Genomic DNA, 18,601 nt, shown 5'->3' with positions numbered 1-18,601 from the left:
CTTTCATGACCACGCTGAACGAAACTTCGAGTTGCGTCGCACAGTACGACGCTCAAGCCATGCCGGTGTCCGCCGTACAGGCGATCGTGCGCGAGTGGGCGACACCCGTGACGACCGTCGAGCGCGTCCATCTGCGTGACGCGCTGAACCGCGTGCTGGCGCAGGACATCGTGTCGCCCATCGACGTGCCCGCGCACGACAACTCGGCGATGGACGGCTACGCGTTCGCAGGCGCGGCGCTCGCAGTTCAAACGGGCGTACCAGGTGAAAAGGGCGAGCTCGCGCTGAGCGTGGCGGGCAAGGCCTTCGCGGGGCATCCGTTTGCGGGAAGCATCGAGCGCACGCAATGCGTGCGCGTGATGACGGGCGCAACGATGCCCGCCGGGTGCGACACCGTCGTGCCGCAGGAAGCCGTCACGCGCGACGGCGACACCATTCGCTTTCCGGCTTCGCAATTACGTACGGGCGCGAACCGGCGCCTCGCGGGCGAAGACCTTGCGCACGGCGCGGTCGCGCTGAAGGCGGGCCGCATCGTGCGTGCGTCGGACCTTGGACTGCTCGCGTCGCTGGGCATTGGCGAGGTGTCCGTGCGCCGCCGTCTGCGTGTCGCATTCTTTTCGACGGGCGACGAACTGCGCTCGATCGGCCAGCCGCTCGAGCCGGGCTGCGTTTACGACAGCAACCGCTATACGCTGTTCGCGATGCTCAAGCGACTCGACGTCGATCCCATCGATCTCGGCGTGGTCCGCGACGAACCCGCCGCGCTCGAAGAAGCACTGCGGACGGCTGCATCGAGCGCGGATGTCGTGATAACCTCCGGCGGCGTTTCGGTGGGCGAAGCCGATCTGACGAAGCAAATGCTGCGCATGCTCGGCGACGTCGCGCACTGGAGTCTCGCGATGCGCCCTGGCCGGCCGCTGGCGTTCGGGCGTATCTGGTCGGGCGGCAAACCCGGCGCGGGCGAACCGGCGATCTTCTTCGGTCTGCCGGGCAACCCCGTCGCGGTGATGGCGGCGTTCTATCAGATCGTGCGCGAAGTGCTGCTGCGGATGTCCGGCGCGACGACGCATCCCGTGCCGCTGATCCGCGCAGCGTGCGTCGACACGATCCGCAAACGGCCGGGCCGCACCGAATTCCAGCGCGGCATCGCGCAGCGCGACGCGCAAGGCGCATGGCGCGTCACGCCGACGGGCTCGCAAGGCTCCGGCGTGCTCAGTTCGATGAGCGAAGCAAATTGCTTCATCGTGCTCGCCCACGACCAGGGCGATCTCGATCCGGGCGACGCCGTCGATATCATGCTGTTCGACGGCCTCATCTGAGCGCACGAAGCCGGCAAGTTTTTACGCAATCCACTACGACATACGGGTTTGACTTACATGAAAAAACAGATCTCGTTCATTGCACCGGGGCAAACGGCAAAGGCATTGATCCTCGTGTATCTGACGTTCAGTGTGCCTATCGTGCTGCTCGGCGTGCTGGTCGCCTTCATCCGTTACGGGTCGGTGGAACTGAGCACCGTGTTCAGCGCGCTGCTGCTCAACGCGATTCTGGGCTTCATCCTGCTGTGGATTGCATGCCACGCGTACAACTGGGTGGCGTCGCGCTTCGGCGGCATCGAGATCCAGTTGAGCGACGTGCCGGAGGAAGCGTAATGCCGGCGACGATCCGCGCGGCCACGCCTGACGACGTCGGCACGATGCTCGCGCTGATGTACGAGCTGGCCGAGTTCGAAAAGCTCACGCATCTGTTCATCGCGACGGAAGACGGCCTGCGCGACGCGCTGTTCGGCGCGCGTCCCTCGGCAGAAGCGATCGTCGCGGAACGCGACGGCAAGATGATCGGCTACGCGCTGTTCTTCCACAACTACTCGACGTTCCTCGGACGGCGCGGCCTGTATCTCGAAGACCTGTACGTGCAGCCGACCGAGCGCGGCACGGGGCTCGGGTCGAAGATGTTGCGCTATCTGGCGGCGTTGGCTGTCGAGCGGCAGTGCGGCCGCTTCGAATGGTCGGTGCTGGACTGGAATCAGCCTGCCATCGATTTTTATCAGAAGATGGGCGCGACCGTGTTGCCGGACTGGCGCGTCGTGCGCATAACGGGCGAAGCGCTCGATCAACTCGCGGCAAGCGCGGACTGATTTGCGCGCACGCCCGGCGCAGCTTCGCTTACATTCGAAGCTGCCCTGCTGGCTGGTGAGACGCTTGACCATCGCGGTCAAGCGTTGCCAGCCTTCCCTGCATCAAGACTCTTCCGCATCGACTCCGGACAGCGAGTCCCCAAGCAAGCCCGCCGCCCGTTCTTCGGGCAATGCTTCGACATCACGCAGCTTTTTGTTCATCTGACGCGTACGCACTTCTGCCGCCTCGATCGAACGCGTGACGGTTTCGAGTTGCGCCTTGGTCTTCGCCAGCACGTCGCCGAATTTGCCGAACTCGGTCTTCACCGCGCCCAGCACCTGCCACACTTCGCTCGAACGTTTTTCGATGGCGAGCGTGCGGAAACCCATCTGCAGACTGTTGAGCAAGGCCGTCAATGTCGTCGGCCCGGCAATCGTCACGCGATAGTCGCGTTGCAGGAGATCCGTGAGACCCGGACGACGCAGAATCTCGGCGTACAGCCCTTCGGTCGGCAAGAACAGCAGCGCGAAGTCCGTGGTATGCGGCGGCGACACGTATTTTTCCGCAATCGTCTTCGCTTCCGCGCGAATCCGCCCTTCGAGCGCGCGCGACGCGTCTTCGACTGCGACTGGGTCGGCACGCTCCTGCGCTTCGATCAGACGTTCATAGTCTTCACGCGGAAATTTCGCATCGATGGGCAGCCATACGGGCGTTGCCGCCGCATCGGGAGTCGGCTGACGCCCCGGCAGCTTGATCGCGAACTCGACGCGATCGTTGCTCTTCGGAATCGTCGCAACGTTCTTCGCGTACTGATCGGACGTCAGCACCTGTTCAAGCAACGCTTCGAGCTGTACTTCGCCCCATGTGCCGCGCGTCTTAACGTTCGTCAGAACCTTCTTCAGATCTCCGACACCCGCCGCCAAAGTCTGCATTTCTCCGAGACCGCGATGCACCTGTTCGAGACGATCGGACACGAGCTTGAACGATTCGCCAAGCCGTTGCTCGAGCGTCGCGTGCAGCTTTTCGTCGACGGTGCGACGCATTTCTTCGAGCTTCGTCGAGTTGTTCGCCTCGATGTCTTTCAGCCGCTGCTCGATGGTCGCGCGCACTTCCGCGAAGCGCCGGTCGTTTGCCTCCGTCACCTGTGCCAGTTGCTGCTGCAACGTTTCGCCGAAACGCTTCAGCGTAATCCCCTGTTCGTCGCGCGCCTGTTGCGCCTGCTGTTGCAGGCTGTGGCGCACGGCGTCGAGCTGTTGCGTATTCGTCTCCGTCAGCTTGACGAGCTGCTGCGCAAAGCCGTCGATCTTGGCGGCCTGCACGGTCGTCATGCTCGTGAACTGGGAAGCGAGCGTCTGCTGGAACTGCGAGAAGCCGCCACTCAATTCCGTGCGCGACACGCGCGCCGTTTCGGAAATCTCGCCACGCAGCTCGCGTTCGAGCCGCTCGTACTCGCGCGTCTGCGCAAGCGCTGCGGCATCGAGGCGCTCGCCGAGTTCGTCGAATTGCATTTGCTGTTGCGCGCCGCTGTTACCGCGCATCAGCATGAACAGCGCAATCACCAGCGCAACGGCCAGTACGGCAACGGCCGCGATCAAAACCATCGTCATGAACGCGCCTTCCCGATCACATCAGGGTTGATAGGGTTCGGCGGACGCCCGGCGCGCGGACCCTCACCCAACCCCGCGATCAGATTGTCGGCGGCGAGATTCGCCATCGCGCGGCGCGTCGCTTCCGTCGCGCTCGCGATATGCGGCGTCAGCACGACATTCGGCACAGTGAGCAACGCCGGATTGAGCTTCGGCTCGCCCTCGAACACGTCGAGGCCCGCCGCGGCGATACGCTTCTCGCGCAAAGCCTCGGCAAGCGCCGCGTCGTCGACGATGCCGCCGCGCGCGATATTCGTCAGCGTCGCCGTCGGCTTCATCAGCGCGAGTTCGGCGGCGCCGATGGTGTGATGGTTCTCAGCCGTGTACGGCAGCACGAGCACGACGTGGTCGGCACGGCGCAGCAGGTCCTGCTTCGACGCGTACTCCGCGTTCAGCTCGGCCTCGATCTCCGGCGCGACGCGCGAGCGGTTGTGATAGATCACGTTCATGTTGAAGCCGCGCGCGCGACGCGCGAGCGCCTGCCCGATGCGGCCCATGCCGATCACGCCGAGCGTCGAGCCATACAGGTCCGAGCCGAGAAAGCCGTCGTACGACCACTTTTCCCATTTGCCCGCGCGCAGCCAGTGCTCCGATTCCGCGATGCGGCGCGCAGCCGCCATCATCAGCGCCCAGCCGAAATCCGCCGTCGATTCGTTGAGCACGTCGGGCGTGTTCGTGCCGAGCACGTTCGCCGCGTTGAACGCAGCCATGGCGAAGTTGTTGTAGCCGACCGCCATGTTCGACACCACGCGCAGGCGCGGCGCAGCGGCCAGCACGGACGCGTCGATCGCGTCGCCCGCCGTCAGCGCGCCGTCCTTGTCGGCGAGGCGGCGCTTGAGTTCGTCGGCTGGCAGCACGTCGCCGTTATGCCAGTCCACTTCGAAATGCTGCTTGAGGCGCGCGATCACATCCGGAAAGATGGGACGCGCAACCAGAACCTTTTGCATTGCCATTCTCCGAGTATCAGGCCGTAGCGCATGCCTTCCGGCGCGCGCACGGCATCAAAAGAAAATCAACGATGTTGCGATGAACAACGGTATCAGCACGACGCCCGACCACGCGAGATACCCGAAAAAACTCGGCATCTTCACGCCGCGCGATTCGGCGATCGCCTTGACCATGAAGTTTGGCGCATTGCCGATGTAGCTGTTCGCGCCCATGAACACTGCGCCCGCCGAAATCGCCGCGAGCGTCGATGCGCCCGTGGTCGTCAACGTCTGCGCGTCGCCGCCCGCGAGATTGAAGAACACGAGATACGTGGGTGCATTATCGAGGAACGACGACAACAGGCCCGTCGCCCAGAAGTACATATCGTCGCGCGGCTGGCCGGCCGTGTCGTTGACGAGATGCACGATGCCGCTGAACGCACCCGCCTCGCCCGCGCGCAACATCATGATGACAGGCGCGATCGTCACGAAGATTCCCGCGAACAGTTTCGCAACCTCTTCGATGGGCGCCCAGTTGAACGCGTTGCCCTCGCGCGCGGCGCGCGGCGTCACAACGAGCGACAGCAGCGTCACCGCGATCAGCGCCACGTCGCGTACGAGATTCTGCAGCTCGACGTGCGTGCCCGCTATATCGAACGTGATGCCGGGTTTCCAGATGCCGCTCATCAGCACCAGCGCGATCACCGCTGCAAGTAGCACGAAGTTGATCTTGCCGACGACGCCAACGGCAAGCGTATCGGGCGATGGATCGACAGGAAGCACTTCTTCGCGATGCCGGAAATAGTACGTATCGAGCGCGTAGAAAACGGCGAGCAGCACGATGCAGATGAACAGCATCGGCAGCGCGAGATGCACGGTCGTCCAGAAGAAGCCGACGCCGTTGAGAAAACCGAGGAACAGCGGCGGATCGCCGAGCGGCGACAGCGAACCGCCCGCGTTCGCGACCAGAAAGATAAAAAACACGACGACATGCACGACGTGCCTGCGGTTGTCATTCGCGCGCAGGAGCGGCCGGATCAGCAGCATCGCCGCGCCCGTCGTGCCCATGATGCTGGCGAGCGCCGTGCCGAGCGCGAGCAACGCCGTATTCAGGCGCGGCGAGCCGTGCAGATTGCCCGTCACGCAGATGCCGCCCGCGACGGTATAGAGCACGGTCAACAGCACGATGAACGGCAGGTACTCTTCGAGGATCGCATGAATCAGCGTGCCGAACGCCGTCGACGCGCCGAACGCGAACGCGAACGGCACGAGGAACACGACGGCCCACCCAGCAGAAATCTTGCCGAAATGGTGATGCCAAAGTTTGGGCGCGACGAGCGGGAACACGGCGATCGACAGCAGGACGCCCGCGAACGGCACGCCCCACCAGGCAGAAAGCGAAGCGCCGTCGAGACTCGCGGCCGATGCTGCAAGCGGCCAGCATGACAGCATGAACAACAACGCGACGCCGCCCATTCGAGAACACGCGCGAGAACACGCACGCTCAACACGTCCCTGCAACGACACAGCGTTACGCGCCACGCACGACGATCGCATGCACGCGATAAGGACCGTGCGCGCCCAGCACGATGGTTTGTTCGATATCGCCCGTACGCGACGGGCCGGAGACGAAGTTGACGGCGCGCGGCAGTTCGCCGCGTTCGCTGCGGATCAGGTTGAACGCTTCCTCATGACCGGCAACGATGCGCGAGGCTGGCACGATCGCGATATGCGTCTCCGGCAGCAAGCCCGCCGACGCATACGTCTCTGGCCCGGACAGCAGCACCAGCGTGCCCGTTTCAGCCGTCGCACAGAAGCAGCCCGTGATGCCGACGCGGTCTTCGTCGCGCGGTTTGCGAAACTCGATGTCGATGCCCGAGCCGCTCCAGGGCAGCGCTTCGAGCGTCTGCCATGCGATGGCCTGGGTCGGAAGGTTCAGTTCGGAAAGGTAACGGTGCGCGGCAGCGGGCGCTTCGGCGAGCGACTCGACGGTATCGACCGTGGTCGCCATCTTCTTTGCCTGCTCGATGAAATGCGCGACGAGATCGGCCGGCATGGGCGGACGCGGACCTTGCGGACGGCTTGCGAGATACGCCTGCGCCGCCTCGCGTTCGGACGCGGCCGGCTCGGGCTCGCGCCCTTGCCCCGCGCGGATGCGCGCCAGGATGTTGCGGCGGGCCGTCGATGTATCCATGTGCAATATCCTCGTGCCGGTGGTCGTGCTGAACGTGGGACGTACGCGTGCGAAATGCGCCTTCTCGTTCCGCACATTGACGGTCGAATTATACCGGCCGCCCTTCATGCCAACACCTTGCCGAACGGCATATAGCGGCACGTGTGCAAAGCGCCGACAATGCCCTCACATGCTCTCCGCCTGCAACGCTACAGCGTGGCCCCGCGTCACTTGCCCGCGGCTTCTTCCTCAGGTTGATCGATGCCGAACACCTGGCGCAGATACGCAAGGTACGCCTTGTCTTCACACATGTTCTTGCCCGGCGAATCGGACAGCTTCGCGACGGGCTGGCCATTGCACTTGACCATCTTGATGACGATCTGCAGCGGGTTGTAGCCGAGGTCGTTCGTGAGGTTCGTGCCTACACCGAACGCGAGCTTGCAGCGGCCCCGGAAACGCTCGTACAGCTGCAGCACCTTCGGGATGTCGAGCGCGTCGGAGAACACGAGCACTTTCGTGCGCGGGTCGCAGCGGTTCGCTTCGTAGTGAGCGAGAAGACGCTCGCCCCAGTCGAACGGGTCGCCGGAATCATGGCGCGCGCCGTCGAAGAGCTTGCAGAAGTACATGTCGAAATCACGGAGGAATGCCTGCATGCCATACACGTCCGACAACGCAATGCCCAGGTCGCCGCGATATTCCTTCGCCCACATCTCGAAGCCGAAAATCTGCGAGTCGCGCAGACGCGGGCCGAGTGCCTGGCACGCCTGCAGGTATTCGTGCGCCATCGTGCCGAGGGGCGTCAGGCCGTGCTTCATCGCATAGAACACGTTGCTCGTGCCCGTGAACTGGTCGCGCAGCCCGTCCTTGAGCGTGAGAATCACCTCTTCGTGCCAGCGCCCGGAGAAGCGGCGACGCGTGCCGTAGTCGGCGATCTTGCAGTCGGCGAACTCGGGGCGCGCACCGAGCAGCTGGATCTTGTCGCGCAAGCGCTCACGTCCTTCGCTGTAATCGGGCTGCTGCTGCGTGTTGCGGAAATACACCTCGTTGACGATGGCAAGCACGGGGATTTCGAAGAGGATCGTGTGCAGCCACGGCCCCTTGATGTCGATTTCGATCTCCCCGTTGCCCTTCGCCGAAGGCGTGATCGATATGTACTTTTCGTTCAGATGGAAGAGCGCGAGGAAGTCGATGAAGTCGCCCTTGATGAAGCGCATCCGGCGGAGATAGTCGAGATCCTCTTCGTTGAAGCGCAGCTTGCAGAGCTTGTGCACTTCGCTGCGAATCTCGTCGATGTACGGCACGAGGTTGACGTTCGGCGTGCGGCAGCGGAACTTGTATTCGACGTTGGCAGCCGGGAAATAATGCAGCACCACCTGCATCATCGTGAACTTGTACAGGTCAGTGTCGAGCAGCGAAGTAATGATCATGATCTTGCAAACCGGGACTGCATGAAATCGGAAGACGTCAGGCCTCGTGCGCCCTCGCCCTTTCGTGTTCGCCATGTGCGCCATGTTCACATGTGCGCTTCGGGCTTCGCGCAGAATCCGCTCAACACGGGTCTCGCGAAGATGCTGTCGCATGTTACCCGAATGCGCGCCGGCGGTTGTTTGAACGCGTCAAGGCCGGCGGGCGCCTGCGGCGCAAACGGCTCGCCATAAACTAATCACCAAACGATATAAAAGGCTTGGGACGATGGCGTATGCACTACTTGACGTTACGCTACAATACCGCTTTTGGCGTCTCGCCATCCCCCATTACCTAAAAGATATCGTTTGCAGGAGTTGCCTGAATGACTCACGTTGTGACCGAAAGCTGCATCAAGTGCCGCTATACCGACTGCGTCGATGTGTGTCCGGTGGACTGCTTTCGCGAAGGTCCCAACTTCCTCGCGATCGACCCGGATGAATGCATCGACTGCGCGGTGTGCGTTGCGGAATGCCCGGTGAACGCCATCTACGCCGAGGAAGACGTGCCCGGCGACCAGCAGCACTTCACTGAGCTCAACGCCGAGCTCGCGAAGGCATGGCCCAGCATCACCAAGACCAAGGCCCCACTGGCCGAAGCCGACGAATTCAAGGACGTGAAGGAAAAGCTGGCGCTGCTCGAGCGTTGAGCGCCGCAAGCTGTCGCCCTGGCTCGAATCAGTCGAATTAAATTGAGATGATTCGAGGGTATTGACAGCTTCTGCTACACCTCCTACAATTCCGCTTCTCTGCTGTTGTTGTTCCCCGATAGCTCAGTCGGTAGAGCGCCGGACTGTTAATCCGTAGGTCCCTGGTTCGAGCCCAGGTCGGGGAGCCAAAGAATTGCAAGAGCCCGTTAACCACAGCGGGCTTTTTTATGTAGCGACAAGTTGTATTGCTGTTCCCCGATAGCTCAGTCGGTAGAGCGCCGGACTGTTAATCCGTAGGTCCCTGGTTCGAGCCCAGGTCGGGGAGCCAAAATTCGAAGGCCCGCATTCGTGCGGGCCTTTTCTTTTTCTGCCGCCGCTGATCGGCACGCGGCTTCGTCGACAGAAGAGAAGCGCCGCAAGCGTATCCCACGTCAGCAGCCAGCGCCGGCAACCAGGTTACGATGGCGTTCTCACTGGCAGCCGTCCTGCCCGTCCTGTTCTTCAAACGCCCATTCTTCCGGTCACCTGATGAAACTCGCCCTGCCCTGTGCGTGCATCGCGCGCGCCGCCGCCTTCCTCGCCGCTTCGGCAGCGTTCACCTGCGCGCCGCTCGCGCAGGCCGAGGAAGTCGCCAGCGTCAACACGAACTTTCATATCACCGGCTCGGATCGCGTGGTCGTCGAAGCGTACGACGATCCCGCCGTGCAGGGCGTCACCTGCTACGTGTCGCGGGCGCGCACGGGCGGCATCAAGGGCACGCTCGGGATCGCCGAAGATCCAACCGAGGCATCGATCGCGTGCCGCCAGGTCGCGGCCATCAAGATTTCCGAGCCGCTGCGCCAGCAGGCCGACGTATTCACGGAACGGATGTCGCTGATCTTCAAGACGCTGCACGTGGTGCGCGTCGTCGATTCGAAGCGCAATACGCTCGTGTACCTGACCTACAGCGACCGCGTCGCGACGGGTAGCGCGAAGAACAGCGTCACGGCCGTGCCGATGCCCGCCGGCACGACGATTCCCGTTCGCTGAACGCGCCGCTGAGCAGGCCGAGGCAAACAAGCCGAACAAGGCGCGCTAAACTGACAGGTCCACCCGGACTTCGCTCATGACTTCGACCCGCTTCCGCGATAACGCCCGTTACTGGCGCACGCCGCTTCTGCCCGGCGCGGATCTGCTCACGGCCGAATATCACGATCACGAGTTCACGCCGCACTGGCACGACGCGTACACGATTCCCGTGATCGAGGCGGGAGCGGAAACGTATCGGTATCAGGGTTCGCGCCACGTCGCCGAGGCGGGCAGCGTGCCCATCATCAATCCCGGCGAAGTGCATACCGGTTCGCGCGCCATGGACGAAGGCTGGCGCTATCGCGTGATGTACGCACCCGTCGATTTCATTCACGCGCTCGCTGAAGACATCGCGGGCCGCGCGCAGCCGCTGCCGTGGTTCGATGCCGACGTGATCCGCGATGCCGACCTTGCCGTGCGGCTGTCGCGCGCGCATCAGTTGCTGGAGGCGAACGGCGATCCGCTCGTCGCGGAAACGGCGATGCTCGACGCGCTGTCGACGCTGCTCGTGCGCTACGGCCGCACGCGTCCCGACACGCCGCAACTCGCCACCGACGATACGCGCGTCGTCACGATGAAAGAGCAACTGGCCGGCGATCTGGCCGCGCCGCTCAAGCTCGCGGATCTCGCCGATACCGTCGGCCTGTCGCAGTTTCATGCCGCGCGGCTTTTCACTCGCGCGACGGGATTGCCGCCGCACGCGTGGCGCAATCAGGTCCGTCTGCAGCGCTCGCTCGCGCCGTTGCGTGCTGGCGTATCGGTGGCCGATGTGGCGGCGGCAGGCGGCTTCACCGATCAAAGCCACTTCACGCGGCATTTCCGGCGCATGTTCGGCGTGCCGCCGGGGCGCTGGCAATCGGCCTGAACGAGCCGGCGCGCGAGCAACAGGGGCACCGGGGCCGCGCCGCCGCAATCTCCCCGCATCAATAAAGCCCAAGGCGCAAGAACGTACAAGCCGCCGCTCCCTCCGCCCGGCTATCCTCGGCCCCATCGAGGAGAAAAGATTGACTCACCCTGCAAAACCCGCTCACCGTCTCAAGGAACTCACGGCCGGCGCACGCGACACGCTCCCGATGATCATCGGCGCTTCGCCGTTCGGTGTGATCTACGGCACGCTCGTCGCGTCCGGTCCGCTGCACCTGTGGCACGGCCAGCTGATGTCGTTGGTCGTGTTCGCCGGATCGGCCCAATTCATCGCACTCGGCCTGATAGCGGGCCACGCGAGCTATGCCGTCATCTGGGCCACGACTTTCGTCGTCAATGTCCGCCACGTGCTCTACAGCGCGACGCTCGCGCCGTACGTGTCACATCTGCCGTCGCGCTGGCGCTGGGCGCTCGGCGGCCTGCTCACCGACGAAGTGTTCGCCGTCGCATGGGCGCACTACCGGCTGCATCCGCCGGGTTCCGTCGGGCCGTACTACTTCCTCGGCTCGGGCCTGTCGATGTATCTCAACTGGCAGGTCTGGACGCTGATCGGCCTGCTGTTCGGCGCGGCCTTCCCCGGCCTGCAATCGCTGGGGCTCGACTTCGCGATGGCCGCGACCTTCATCGCGATCGTCGTGCCGCAACTCGTCGCCGTGCGCTATCTGGCGGCGGCGGCCACGGCCGGCGCGCTGGCATTCTTCTGGCAAGGCTGGCCGTACAAGCTCGGCCTGCTGGGCGCCGTGTTCGTCGGCGTGACGGTCGGCGTGCTGCTGTCCTTGACGGCGTTCCAGCGCACCCGCGCAGCGGAGGCATCGCGATGAACTACGTGCTTCTGATTCTCGGCATGGCCGTCATCACATGGCTGATCCGCGCCGCGGTGTTCGTGCTCGGCGACCGCATCGTGTTTCCGCCGCTCGTGCGCACCGCGCTCGGCTTCGTGCCCGTCACCGTGCTGACGGCGATCATTGTCCCGATGACCGTGTCGCCGCACGGCACAGACGCCGAACTCACGTGGCGCAACCCGCAGCTGGTCGGCGCGCTGGCCGCCGTGGCCGTCAGCGCCCTCACGCGCCGTCCGCTGCTCACCATCGCGGTCGGCCTCGCCGTGTTCTTCCTCTGGCAAGGCGTCGTGCTGAAGTAACGCCGGGCCCACGCCCTCGCGCGCCGTTCGACGGACGGCGCGCCGCCCTCAAGTTCCCTTTCAATCCGCCGATAAACACTCGTGGTCCGTGAACCCGGAAGCGTCTATCGACGGCATGCCGGCAAGCCGGACAGAACCGCGCCGGATATCGGTGCCGCCAGCGCACGGGGGCGCTCGGCACGAGGCGAATGCCTCGACGGTGTCGCGCGGTCGACGAAACGGGATAAGACATGGGTCAGATTACCCTTAACATCAAGGACGAAACGCTCGCATCCTTGCGAAAGGATTTCGAGGCGTTCGTGCGGGTCTCAGTGAAGCTGGACCCGCAGTTCGCGACGCCGTCGTTCGAGGATTTTCTGCGTGCAAAGCTCCTCGACAACATGGTGCCGCTGACGGAGCACGCCGTGCAGCGGATGCTGCAGGGCGGCCAGTACGCATGGGCGAAGCGCACGCTGGACAAGGAGTTTCCGGATGTCGTCGCGATCCTGATGAAGCAGGCAAGCGAGTTCGGTTTCGGCTTTGCCGCGCGCTCGGAATGGACGCCCGAAGAACTCGCGAAGCAGAGCCGCGAGTGGGCCGCTGCGATCGTCAAGGAAGCGGAAGGCTCGCCTTCGCTGGTGGACCCGCTCGCCGCGCAAATCAAGTCGGCGGCGCAGGATATCCAGGCGCTCGAAGAAGTGATGCAGACGCCCGCGTGGCGTCTGGCGGAATCGCTGCGTCAGCGGGTGTACGAGGCGAAGGTCGCGTGCGAAACCAGCGTGGGCAGCGCCGCGCGCGAAAAGCTCGGCGAATTGCGCGGCCTGCTGCGTCTGGGTATTTCGCACGGCTCGTTCCAGAAACAGGAAGCGCAGCAGATCATGGAATATCTGCGGCTCCTGAAGCCGGAGATTTTCGTCGAAGAGCCGTATGACGTATTCACGCGGCTCGCCGCCTGGCTGCGCAACTTCTTCATGCCGCCGCCGCGCCCGCAGCAGCAACAACAGCGGCAGTCGCGCTAAGGCCTCGTCTCGGGACACAGGGCGTCGAACCGGACGCCGACACATCGCGGCAAGCTCAGTCCCACATTTTTCTGAGCTTCGCCGCGATTTCTATTTTCGCTTGCGCGGCGGCGGCCAGCCCCGCTCGCGTCGGCGCCGACACGACGGGCGCGGGCGGCCACGCATGCGAATCGAACAGCGGCAGCAGATGCGCCGGAATAAAGCGCGTGCGCGACGCCCACACGTGCCGGTCGGCGAGATGCGTCTGGTTGTGCACGTAGAACCGCTGCGGCATCACGATATGCAGGTCCTCTTTCGCGCGCGTCATTGCCACATACAGCAGGCGCCGCTCCTCGTCGATTTCCTCTTCGCTGCCCGTGCCGAGATCGGACGGAATGCAGCCGTCGACGCCGTTGAGCACGAACACGTTGCGCCACTCCTGCCCTTTCGCTGAATGGATCGTCGACAGGATCAGATAGTCTTCGTCGATCAGCGGAACGCCGGATTCGTCGCTGGTGGCATCGGGCGGATCGAGCGTCAGCTCCGTCAGGAAGCGCTCGCGCGACGCGTACGTGCCCGCGATGCTCTCCATCTGCGCAAGATCGGCCTGGCGAATCGACGCATCCTCGTGATTGCGCTCGAGATGCGGCTCGTACCAGCGCCGCACCATTTCGAACTCGGCGGGCCAGGGCGTCTGCCGTCCGCATGCGGACGCCATCATCGCCACGAACGGATGCCAGTCTTCGAGCGCGCGCGCCGGCGGCGCGAACGCGGCGAGCGCATTCGCCGTGCAGCCCGCAACTGCATGCGCGGCATCCGGCGCGCCGCCTGACTGCAGCGCGTCGGCCCGCGCGGCGATGTCGTCGAGCACGCGCGCAGCCGTCGCGGGCCCGACCCCCGGCAGCAACTGCACGACGCGAAAACCCGCGACGCGATCGCGCGGATTCTCCGCCCAGCGCAGCACGGCCAGCACGTCCTTCACATGGACGGAGTCGAGAAACTTCAGGCCGCCGAACTTCACGAACGGAATGTTGCGCCGCGTCAGCTCGATTTCGAGCGCGGCGCTGTGATGCGCGGCGCGAAACAGCACCGCCTGCGCCTTCAGCTTCATGCCCGCCTCGCGCGCGGCGAGCACCTGCTCGACGATGTAGCGCGCCTGGTCCGCGTCGTCGGCGACAGTGACGAGATGCGGGCGTTGCGCCGACGCCTTGTCGGTCCACAGGTTCTTCGTGTAACGCTCGGACGCAAGGCCGATCACCGCGTTCGAAGCTTCGAGGATCGGCTGCGTCGAGCGATAGTTGCGCTCCAGCGTGACCTGTTTCGCGGGCGGATCGAAATGCGAGGGGAAGTCGAGAATGTTGCGCACGGTCGCGCCGCGAAACGAATAGATCGACTGCGCGTCGTCGCCGACCACCGTCAGCCCGCGCCCGTCGGGCTTCAGCGCGAGCAGGATCGACGCCTGCAGACGGTTGGTGTCCTGATACTCGTCGACGAGCACATGATCGAAACGGCCGGAGAGATCAGCGGCAATGGCGGGCTCGGCCGCCATGTGCGACCAGTAGAGCAGCAAGTCGTCGTAGTCGAGCACGCTTTGCTTCTGCTTCGCGTCGACATACGCGGCAAACAGCATGCGCAGATCGGCTTCCCATTCACGGCACCACGGGAACGCGCTGTTGAGCACGTCGGCCAGCGACGCGCCCGTATTCACGACGCGCGAGTAGATCGCGAAACACGCCGATTTCGACGGAAAGCGCTTTTCCTTCGCGGACAAGCCGAGCTCGTGACGCACGAGATTCATCAGGTCGGCGGAATCTTCGCGGTCGTTGATCGTGAAGGTCGGTGCGAGGCCAATCAGATCGGCGTACTCGCGCAACAGGCGCGCGCCGACGCCGTGGAACGTGCCCGACCACGTCAGCCCCTGCGCGAGCGCCGCGCGCGTGCCGAGTGCAGCGCCCGCGATGCGCGTGACACGCCGGGTCATTTCGAGCGCGGCGCGGCGCGAGAACGTCAGCAGCAGGATGCGGCGCGGATCGACGCCCTTGACGACCAGATTCGCGACGCGGTGCGCGAGCGTGTTCGTCTTGCCGGAGCCCGCGCCCGCGATGACCAGCAGCGCGCCGGACGGATGCGCGATGTCGTCGGTGCCGTATTCGACAGCTTCGCGCTGGGCGTCGTTGAGCTTCGCCAGCCAGTCGGAAGTGGCGGCGGTGGCCGCCGCTGCGGGCGAATCCGTCGCGGCAGAGGATGACGAGGACGGAGAATCGGCGACGGAAAGCACGATTGGCGGGTCGGATAGTGAGGGCGACGCATACTGTATATCCATACAACCCGCGACGACAAGCGCCCCATTTTTCGTGCACTCGCCGCAAACAAAAAGCCCGGCGCGAGGCCGGGCTTCGCCAGGCGGCGTGAACCCGCCGCCCAGCACGTGCAGCAAAAGAACCGCTTACTGCGATTTTGCGTCCTTCACCTTCGCGTCAGCGTTCGCCTTGTCGGCGTCGGCCTGCGCGTCGGCCTTCTTCTGGTCGGCCTTCGCCTGCGCGACGTCCGCCTTCTTGTTGGCCTTCGCCTGTTCCTTGGCGGCCTTGTTGTCGGCATGCGTCATCGGCTCGGTGGCGGGATCGTGCGTCGTCTGCGCGACCGCGAACGTCGTCATGCTGCCTGCGATCAGGGCGGCGCACAGCGCGCTCATCGTCTTGCTTGTCTTTTTCATCTTGTCCTCCCTCTTTCCAACTTCAAAAGCTTGCAGGCGGTCACAGCGCCTGTCGCATCACAGGCGCCGGAAGCCGCTTATCAGTTATGCGCTTCGCCCGATGCCGCCGCGCCTGTCGGCTGGCCCTGCATCTCGGCCTTCAGTTCGTTCGACGCGGCCGCCTTGTCGGCCTTCTTGTTGAGCTTCGCGTTGCTGACCTGGTCCTTGTAGGCAGTCTTCGCAGCGTTTTGCTGTTCCTTCATCTGCTGCTTCGACATCTTTTTCTGCGCGCTGTACTCGGCGTTCGCCTGAGCGTCCGCGTTGCGCTTCTGGACGAGCGGGTCAGTCGAACCGGGTGCGGCGAGGTTCTGCGGCGCGGGCGTCGGCATCTGGACGCCTTGGGCGGCGGGTGCGGCGGCGGGCGCCTGCTGGACCTGAGCCTGGGTGGACAGGTCCGCGGAAGGCTGGGCAGCCGTCTGGGCGAATGCGGCAGTCGACGCCATCGCAGTGAGGGCGGTACCGATCAGGAGCGTACGGAGCTGGGTCATGGCAATCCTCTCTGAAGTTTGTCGATATCGGCACGCGGGCGGTTCGGTCGGCGTGAATTGGCCGATCTCGTGTCCGCGCTTTCAGCCTGCCGAAAAAATGCAGCAGGCTATTCCACAGACCGGGCTTTTGCGAGTGAAGTTCGCCACGAAAGACGTCTGTTACTCAACGTTTCATTTCCTGACAACTGAATAACATCTGCTTGCAAATGCTCCGGCACGTGGCCATTCACTCGCACCCGAACGTCGGGCGCCGCGCGATGGCTTATCATGCGAGTCGCTTTTCAACGACCCTGCCGACCACCTGTCGATCGCAACTGCCATGCCCAACCTCGATTTCACCCTGACCGGCGACTACGTCGAACTCCACAATCTGCTGAAGATTACGGGCCTTGCGGACAGCGGAGGATCGGCGAAAGTGATCGTTGCGTCGGGCGCCGTGACCGTCGACGGCCAGGTCGAAACGCGTAAAACGTGCAAAATTCGCGCGGGCCAGGTCGTGCTGCTCGGCGACACGCGGATCGCCGTCCACGAAGGCTGACGTTCGACAGACCCGCCCGGACGTTGCCGCAAGGCCGCGAGATATGCGGCTGGCATCAGTCGACGGAATTCCCGCCGCCGCAAACCCGCACCAAAAATGTGCCTGTTCATCGACAGCGCCGCGTTCCCGCAATAAGCTGTCCGTCTGGACAGAAAAACAAACGGCGCGCGGCGCACTTGCCGAGCGTGTCGCCCTTTCGCGCAACAGCGCTTCGAACATGAATCCAACCGGAATGTCCCGCGCGCTCAGCGGGCCGCCCACTCTTTCGCGTCACGCCGCCGACACGGCGCGTCTCGCCGCCCCGCTTGCCATCGCACAGCTGTCGCAGATGGCGATGAGCGTCACCGACACCGTGCTGCTCGGCTCGCTCGGCCCCGACGCGCTCGCGGCGGGCGGCCTCGGCGCGAACCTGTTCTTCGTCGTCGTGACGCTGTTGCAAGGCGTGTTGACGTCCGTCAGCGTGAGCGTGTCGCATGCGCGCGGCGCACAGGCCGAAGAACGCGTGCCGCATATCTACTGGACGGGCTTTTTGCTGTCGTTGTTGCTGGCCGTGCCGGCGTTCGTGCTGCTGTCGTTCGCGGCGCCCATCATGATGGCGTTCGGCGAGCCGGCGCTGCTCGCGCACAACGTCGGCGAATACTGCGCGGCACTGCGCTGGGGCGCGCCTGCCAGCCTGATCGGGATTGGCCTGATGCGCTCGTTCCTGCCGGCGATCGGCGCAGCGCGACGGCTGCTGTGGGTGTCGATTGGCGGCGTGTTCGTCAATGGGTTCCTGAACTATGGGTTGATCCATGGCGCGTACGGCTTGCCGCGAATCGGGTTCCTCGGGTCGGCGGTTGCGACGACTATCACCGTCTGGCTCACGGCGCTCATGCTGATGGGTCTTTTGCATCTGCGGCCGCGCTTCCGGCATTTCGTCACGGCCACGCGGCCGAACGTGCCGCTGATGGGCGAGTTGTTCGGTATCGGCTGGCCGGTGGCGATCACGTATGGCGTCGAATCGATGTTGTTTCTTGCCACGGGGCTGATGGTTGGGCTGCTTGGCGAATCGCAGCTGGCGGCGCATCAGATCGCGTTGAATGTGGCATCGGTGGCGTTTATGGTGCCGCTTGCGATTGGTCAGGCGGCGAACGTGCGCGTCGGGTTCTGGTCAGGTGCGGGGCAGCCGCTGGCCGCGCGGCATGCGGGGTTTGTCGCGCTTGGGCTGGGGGTCGGGTTTATGTGTCTGTCGGGGCTGTTTTTGATCACGGCGCCGCGTTTCATTGTCGGGCTGTATTTGCATCTCGATGATCCTGCTAATGCGCCTACTGTGGCGCTGGCCAGTTCGTTGCTGGGCGTGGCGGCGATTTTTCAGATCGTTGATGGGATGCAGACGGTTGGGTCTGGGTGTTTGCGTGGGCTGAAGGACACGCGGGTTCCGATGATTGCGGCTGCGTTCGGGTATTGGGGGATTGGGTTTCCGACTGGTTATACGCTCGCGTTTCATTTTGGGCTCGGAGCGCGGGGGTTATGGTGGGGGCTCGCTGCTGGGCTTGCGAGTGTCGCGGTGTTGATGACGTTACGGTTTCATCGCAAGAGTTTGCGGATTGTGGATAGCGGCGCCGCCGCGTGATGATTTTTTTGCCTCTGCGGGCGCGGGGCTAGCGGCTTGGTTGTTGTGGGCTTTGCGGTGGCCATTCGCGGTTTGGGTTTTGTGGTTTGGGCGACGCCGTTTGGTGTATTGGCCTTTGCGCTGGCA

20 protein-coding genes and 2 tRNA genes are annotated in these 18,601 nt (G+C 64.1%); 14 read left to right on the top strand and 8 right to left on the bottom strand.

Annotated features, from left to right (window positions below; genetic code table 11):
* Positions 1–5: 5 nt before the first annotated feature.
* The 3 genes from moeA to C2L64_RS04510 are packed head-to-tail and all read left to right on the top strand — an operon-like array spanning position 6 to position 2,137.
* Positions 6–1,319 carry a molybdopterin molybdotransferase MoeA gene (gene moeA, locus C2L64_RS04520; protein WP_090835783.1) on the top strand — a complete coding sequence of 438 codons (1,314 nt, stop codon included), beginning with the start codon at positions 6–8 and terminating at the stop codon, positions 1,317–1,319.
* 57 nt (positions 1,320–1,376) lie between these two features.
* The gene (locus C2L64_RS04515; RefSeq protein WP_007741774.1) at positions 1,377–1,652 is read left to right on the top strand and encodes a hypothetical protein; all 276 of its coding nucleotides are present in this window, start codon (positions 1,377–1,379) and stop codon (positions 1,650–1,652) included.
* Positions 1,652–2,137 carry a GNAT family N-acetyltransferase gene (locus tag C2L64_RS04510; protein ID WP_079500012.1) on the top strand — a complete coding sequence of 162 codons (486 nt, stop codon included), beginning with the start codon at positions 1,652–1,654 and terminating at the stop codon, positions 2,135–2,137. Before C2L64_RS04515 ends, C2L64_RS04510 begins: the two co-directional genes overlap by 1 nt.
* A 102-nt stretch (positions 2,138–2,239) precedes the next feature.
* Here the strand turns inward: C2L64_RS04510 and rmuC are convergent, their stop codons facing one another.
* From rmuC to pncB, 5 genes are all read right to left on the bottom strand, one after another.
* Entirely contained in the window at positions 2,240–3,724 is a 1,485-nt protein-coding gene (gene rmuC, locus C2L64_RS04505; RefSeq protein ID WP_090835784.1) for a DNA recombination protein RmuC, read from the bottom strand.
* Positions 3,721–4,710 (bottom strand): 2-hydroxyacid dehydrogenase, encoded by a 990-nt coding sequence (locus C2L64_RS04500; protein WP_090835808.1) that lies wholly within the window; start codon positions 4,708–4,710, stop codon positions 3,721–3,723. Before C2L64_RS04500 ends, rmuC begins: the two co-directional genes overlap by 4 nt.
* A 54-nt stretch (positions 4,711–4,764) precedes the next feature.
* Complete coding sequence (locus C2L64_RS04495) at positions 4,765–6,165, bottom strand: sodium:proton antiporter (protein ID WP_090835785.1); 1,401 nt, start codon at positions 6,163–6,165, stop codon at positions 4,765–4,767.
* A gap of 55 nt (positions 6,166–6,220) precedes the next feature.
* A complete protein-coding gene (locus C2L64_RS04490) occupies positions 6,221–6,883 on the bottom strand; it encodes a LutC/YkgG family protein (RefSeq protein ID WP_090835809.1) in 663 nt (220 codons plus the stop codon).
* 206 nt (positions 6,884–7,089) lie between these two features.
* Positions 7,090–8,289, bottom strand: coding sequence for a nicotinate phosphoribosyltransferase (gene pncB / locus C2L64_RS04485; RefSeq protein ID WP_007741791.1), 1,200 nt, complete (start codon positions 8,287–8,289; stop codon positions 7,090–7,092).
* A 362-nt stretch (positions 8,290–8,651) separates the two neighbouring features.
* Between pncB and fdxA the strand changes: the two genes are divergently transcribed.
* From fdxA to C2L64_RS04440, 8 genes are all read left to right on the top strand, one after another.
* Entirely contained in the window at positions 8,652–8,975 is a 324-nt protein-coding gene (fdxA, locus tag C2L64_RS04475; RefSeq protein WP_007741795.1) for a ferredoxin FdxA, read from the top strand.
* 112 nt (positions 8,976–9,087) lie between these two features.
* Positions 9,088–9,163: transfer RNA gene (locus C2L64_RS04470), tRNA-Asn, on the top strand.
* A gap of 64 nt (positions 9,164–9,227) precedes the next feature.
* A tRNA-Asn gene (locus tag C2L64_RS04465) sits at positions 9,228–9,303 on the top strand.
* A gap of 200 nt (positions 9,304–9,503) precedes the next feature.
* Positions 9,504–10,004: a CreA family protein gene (locus C2L64_RS04460; RefSeq protein ID WP_007741798.1), complete on the top strand. Its 501-nt coding sequence runs from the start codon at positions 9,504–9,506 to the stop codon at positions 10,002–10,004.
* Between the two features lie 76 nt (positions 10,005–10,080).
* Positions 10,081–10,908: an AraC family transcriptional regulator gene (locus C2L64_RS04455; RefSeq protein WP_090835786.1), complete on the top strand. Its 828-nt coding sequence runs from the start codon at positions 10,081–10,083 to the stop codon at positions 10,906–10,908.
* A 139-nt stretch (positions 10,909–11,047) separates the two neighbouring features.
* Positions 11,048–11,788, top strand: coding sequence for an AzlC family ABC transporter permease (locus C2L64_RS04450; RefSeq protein WP_079484696.1), 741 nt, complete (start codon positions 11,048–11,050; stop codon positions 11,786–11,788).
* The gene (locus C2L64_RS04445; RefSeq protein ID WP_007741806.1) at positions 11,785–12,108 is read left to right on the top strand and encodes an AzlD domain-containing protein; all 324 of its coding nucleotides are present in this window, start codon (positions 11,785–11,787) and stop codon (positions 12,106–12,108) included. Before C2L64_RS04450 ends, C2L64_RS04445 begins: the two co-directional genes overlap by 4 nt.
* A 230-nt stretch (positions 12,109–12,338) precedes the next feature.
* Positions 12,339–13,106, top strand: coding sequence for a DUF4088 family protein (locus tag C2L64_RS04440; RefSeq protein WP_007741812.1), 768 nt, complete (start codon positions 12,339–12,341; stop codon positions 13,104–13,106).
* Positions 13,107–13,161: 55 nt separating this feature from the next.
* On the opposite strand, the gene C2L64_RS04435 is transcribed toward C2L64_RS04440, so the two are convergent.
* From C2L64_RS04435 to C2L64_RS04425, 3 genes are all read right to left on the bottom strand, one after another.
* Positions 13,162–15,408, bottom strand: coding sequence for an ATP-dependent helicase (locus tag C2L64_RS04435; protein WP_090835787.1), 2,247 nt, complete (start codon positions 15,406–15,408; stop codon positions 13,162–13,164).
* 123 nt (positions 15,409–15,531) lie between these two features.
* A complete protein-coding gene (locus C2L64_RS04430; RefSeq protein ID WP_079484687.1) occupies positions 15,532–15,798 on the bottom strand; it encodes a hypothetical protein in 267 nt (88 codons plus the stop codon).
* An 80-nt stretch (positions 15,799–15,878) separates the two neighbouring features.
* On the bottom strand, positions 15,879–16,325 hold the full coding sequence (locus C2L64_RS04425; RefSeq protein ID WP_007750427.1) for a hypothetical protein: 447 nt from the start codon (positions 16,323–16,325) through the stop codon (positions 15,879–15,881).
* Between C2L64_RS04425 and C2L64_RS53060 the strand changes: the two genes are divergently transcribed.
* The 3 genes from C2L64_RS53060 (at position 16,324) to C2L64_RS04415 (ending at position 18,475) form a co-directional block, all read left to right on the top strand.
* A complete protein-coding gene (locus tag C2L64_RS53060) occupies positions 16,324–16,518 on the top strand; it encodes a hypothetical protein (RefSeq protein WP_131542704.1) in 195 nt (64 codons plus the stop codon). The two genes, C2L64_RS04425 and C2L64_RS53060, sit on opposite strands and share 2 nt — an antisense overlap.
* Positions 16,519–16,644: 126 nt before the next feature.
* The gene (locus C2L64_RS04420; RefSeq protein ID WP_012400207.1) at positions 16,645–16,863 is read left to right on the top strand and encodes an RNA-binding S4 domain-containing protein; all 219 of its coding nucleotides are present in this window, start codon (positions 16,645–16,647) and stop codon (positions 16,861–16,863) included.
* A gap of 217 nt (positions 16,864–17,080) precedes the next feature.
* Positions 17,081–18,475, top strand: coding sequence for an MATE family efflux transporter (locus tag C2L64_RS04415; protein ID WP_009770773.1), 1,395 nt, complete (start codon positions 17,081–17,083; stop codon positions 18,473–18,475).
* The last annotated feature ends 126 nt before the right edge of the window (positions 18,476–18,601 follow it).

The organism is Paraburkholderia hospita (assembly GCF_002902965.1).
Lineage (GTDB): Bacteria > Pseudomonadota > Gammaproteobacteria > Burkholderiales > Burkholderiaceae > Paraburkholderia > Paraburkholderia hospita.
Note: the sequence above shows the minus strand (reverse complement) of the source record. Positions and strands in the feature narration are given on the sequence as shown.

Coding starts and splice junctions, on each gene's coding strand:
- fdxA (WP_007741795.1), top strand. CDS start 8,652: ATGACTCACGTTGTGACCGAAAGCTGCATCAAGTGCCGCTATACCGAC.
- C2L64_RS04435 (WP_090835787.1), bottom strand. CDS start 15,408: ATGGATATACAGTATGCGTCGCCCTCACTATCCGACCCGCCAATCGTG.
- C2L64_RS04510 (WP_079500012.1), top strand. CDS start 1,652: ATGCCGGCGACGATCCGCGCGGCCACGCCTGACGACGTCGGCACGATG.
- C2L64_RS04425 (WP_007750427.1), bottom strand. CDS start 16,325: ATGACCCAGCTCCGTACGCTCCTGATCGGTACCGCCCTCACTGCGATG.
- C2L64_RS04415 (WP_009770773.1), top strand. CDS start 17,081: ATGAATCCAACCGGAATGTCCCGCGCGCTCAGCGGGCCGCCCACTCTT.
- C2L64_RS04420 (WP_012400207.1), top strand. CDS start 16,645: ATGCCCAACCTCGATTTCACCCTGACCGGCGACTACGTCGAACTCCAC.
- pncB (WP_007741791.1), bottom strand. CDS start 8,289: ATGATCATTACTTCGCTGCTCGACACTGACCTGTACAAGTTCACGATG.
- C2L64_RS04490 (WP_090835809.1), bottom strand. CDS start 6,883: ATGGATACATCGACGGCCCGCCGCAACATCCTGGCGCGCATCCGCGCG.
- C2L64_RS04455 (WP_090835786.1), top strand. CDS start 10,081: ATGACTTCGACCCGCTTCCGCGATAACGCCCGTTACTGGCGCACGCCG.
- moeA (WP_090835783.1), top strand. CDS start 6: ATGACCACGCTGAACGAAACTTCGAGTTGCGTCGCACAGTACGACGCT.
- C2L64_RS04495 (WP_090835785.1), bottom strand. CDS start 6,165: ATGGGCGGCGTCGCGTTGTTGTTCATGCTGTCATGCTGGCCGCTTGCA.
- C2L64_RS04440 (WP_007741812.1), top strand. CDS start 12,339: ATGGGTCAGATTACCCTTAACATCAAGGACGAAACGCTCGCATCCTTG.
- rmuC (WP_090835784.1), bottom strand. CDS start 3,724: ATGACGATGGTTTTGATCGCGGCCGTTGCCGTACTGGCCGTTGCGCTG.
- C2L64_RS04515 (WP_007741774.1), top strand. CDS start 1,377: ATGAAAAAACAGATCTCGTTCATTGCACCGGGGCAAACGGCAAAGGCA.
- C2L64_RS04430 (WP_079484687.1), bottom strand. CDS start 15,798: ATGAAAAAGACAAGCAAGACGATGAGCGCGCTGTGCGCCGCCCTGATC.
- C2L64_RS53060 (WP_131542704.1), top strand. CDS start 16,324: ATGGCAATCCTCTCTGAAGTTTGTCGATATCGGCACGCGGGCGGTTCG.
- C2L64_RS04500 (WP_090835808.1), bottom strand. CDS start 4,710: ATGCAAAAGGTTCTGGTTGCGCGTCCCATCTTTCCGGATGTGATCGCG.
- C2L64_RS04460 (WP_007741798.1), top strand. CDS start 9,504: ATGAAACTCGCCCTGCCCTGTGCGTGCATCGCGCGCGCCGCCGCCTTC.
- C2L64_RS04445 (WP_007741806.1), top strand. CDS start 11,785: ATGAACTACGTGCTTCTGATTCTCGGCATGGCCGTCATCACATGGCTG.